3 protein-coding genes are annotated in these 2,647 nt (G+C 38.8%); 1 reads left to right on the forward strand and 2 read right to left on the reverse strand.

Features of this window, described 5'->3' with window-relative positions:
• Together V5N63_RS08195 and V5N63_RS08200 are read right to left on the reverse strand one after the other, a co-directional pair.
• On the reverse strand, positions 1-219 hold a 219-nt coding region (locus V5N63_RS08195), incomplete at its 3' end, for a 30S ribosomal protein THX (protein ID WP_332033554.1).
• A gap of 72 nt (positions 220-291) precedes the next feature.
• A complete protein-coding gene (locus V5N63_RS08200; protein WP_332033555.1) occupies positions 292-780 on the reverse strand; it encodes a thermonuclease family protein in 489 nt (162 codons plus the stop codon).
• Between the two features lie 377 nt (positions 781-1,157).
• On the opposite strand from V5N63_RS08200, the gene aspS reads away from it, so the two are divergent.
• A partial coding sequence (gene aspS, locus V5N63_RS08205) for an aspartate--tRNA ligase (protein WP_332033556.1) occupies positions 1,158-2,647 on the forward strand: 1,490 nt, incomplete at its 3' end.

Here is a 2,647-nt window from a genome sequence, read left to right on the forward strand (position 1 = left end):
AGCTTTTGGTTTAGTTTCAGTGGGCATTTCGGCATTTTCAGATTTCTCTGTAGGATATCCCACTTCTTTTCTTACTTTAACTTTTGAATCTTTCTTCTCATCTTCATTCAAAACCTTTACCGGAATATTTTTAACGGATTTCGATTTTCGCGGCCTTTTTTTACCATAACTTCCTGCAGTCACTTTTCCGCGTCTTGATTTCTGATCTCCTTTTCCCATAATTAATACTGTTTTTTTGTTATTGATTTACACAAAGTTAAATAAAAAACACAATCATTGAAGCCTAAATTTTCATAAATTTTGCACTTTATTTCGTTTAGATTTTCGCCAGTTCCAGGGAGCAATCGGATCTTTATCCCTCCAAAGGCCAACTTTCTTTTTTCTTGCCGCTGTTTCCAGATCTGCATAGTTTGCACTTTTCGAATAGCGTTTATAATGCCACGCCAACCCATTGCGCACCAGTTCTTTGTTTAGGTTTTGGTTGTTATAAAAAATTTCACCAATCCATCTGCCGTTGCGGTCTTTCTTACCATTCCCGATAACTACAACCGTCTTCCCGAAACAAAAATCTGAAACAAATTGTTTTGCCCTGCTGCCAAATGGCTGATTTTTCTCCGGTGCATCAATATGTTCAAGCCTTACAACAATTTCCTTCTTTTCATGGAGAACAACAAACGTGTCACCGTCTTTTACACCAACAACTTTCGCCGTAATTTTCTGTGAAAAAACAAATGCATAACACAATACAATACATAATAAAACCAGTAACCTCTTCTTCATTTACAAAAATATATTGCAAAGCTACCTAAAAAATATCATCGTTTAAATGGCCGGATTGCCGACTACAATATGCTGGTGACAACTAAAAAAACTTTTCGTTCGAGAGGTTGAACCGTAGTTTTACCGTACCAAAGGCTAGTCAAAGTAATGTTTAAGTAATGTAAGAGTAATATTTAAAGAAGATAAAACTTATGTCTTGCTTAAACGGGAGAAAAACAATCTGAAAGACTCTGCCAACCCTTCGTTTAACAAAGATTTTCTCAATCAAAAATCATATCTTTGCACCTATTGAAATTGGACGTTCTGAGACTGCTGCTTTAATGCATTCCCGGCGTTCCTTACAATGATTAAACAACCAGAAACGACAAACTGAATATATGTTTAGAACACACACCAACGGAGAATTATCGCTTAAAAATCTTAATGAAGAAGTAACCCTTTCCGGCTGGGTTCAGACCATCCGAGACAAAGGATTTATGATCTGGATCGATTTACGCGACCGCTACGGAATCACACAGCTGGTTTTCGACCAAGACCGTTCATCTGCAGAACTTATGGACGAAGCTAAAAAATTGGGTCGCGAATTCGTAATTCAGGTGACCGGAAAAGTGATTGAACGTGTTTCTAAAAACCCAAATATCCCAACCGGAGAAATTGAAATTTTAGTTAAAAATTTAAAAATTTTAAATGAATCTCAACTTCCGCCCTTCACCATCGAAGACGAAACCGACGGTGGCGAGGAACTGAGAATGAAGTACAGATATTTGGACATCCGCAGAAATCCGGTAAAAGACAAATTGATTTTCCGCCATAAAATGGCACAAAAAGTAAGAAATTACCTTTCTGACCAAAATTTTATCGAGGTTGAAACTCCGGTTCTTATTAAATCAACTCCGGAAGGAGCGAGAGATTTTGTGGTTCCGAGCCGAATGAATCCGGGCCAGTTTTATGCGCTTCCGCAATCGCCACAAACTTTCAAGCAACTCTTAATGATTGGCGGAATGGACCGTTATTTCCAAATTGTGAAATGTTTCCGTGACGAAGATTTGCGTGCAGACCGACAACCGGAATTCACCCAAATCGATTGCGAAATGGCATTTGTAGAACAGGAAGATGTTTTGGAGATTTTTGAAGGAATGACCGCTACTTTATTGAAAGATATCACTGGTAACGATTTCGGAAAATTCCCAAGAATGACTTTCGCAGACGCCATGAAAAAATACGGAAACGACAAGCCCGATATCCGTTTCGGAATGGAATTCGTGGAAGTAAATGAATTGGTAAAAGGCAAAGATTTCAAAATTTTTGATGATGCAGAATTGGTAGTTGGAATCAACGTTGAAGGTTGCGCAGATTATACCAGAAAACAAATTGATGAGCTGATTGAATGGGTAAAACGCCCTCAAATTGGCGCTTCTGGAATGGTTTGGATTAAATTCCAAAATGATGGCGTTGTCACTTCTTCAGTAAATAAATTCTACGACGAAGATTCTTTAAAGAAAATTGCCGAAAAATTCGGTGCAAAACCGGGCGACTTAATGCTCGTAATGAGTGGCGATGAAAATAAAGTCCGCACCCAACTTTCTGCTTTGAGAATGGAATTGGGGAACCGTCTGGGTTTAAGAAAAGGAAATGAATTTGCACCGCTTTGGGTCATCGATTTCCCACTTTTGGAATGGGACGAAGAATCCGGAAGATACCATGCAATGCACCACCCATTTACCTCTCCAAAACCGGAAGATTTGGAACTCATTCATACTGAACCCGGAAAAGTTCGCGCCAATGCTTATGATTTGGTCTTGAACGGAAATGAAATCGGAGGCGGTTCTGTAAGAATTTTCGATAAAGATTTGCAGAGCAGAATGTT

The organism is Kaistella sp., assembly GCF_032060305.1.
Classification (GTDB): Bacteria; Bacteroidota; Bacteroidia; order Flavobacteriales; family Weeksellaceae; genus Kaistella; species Kaistella yananensis.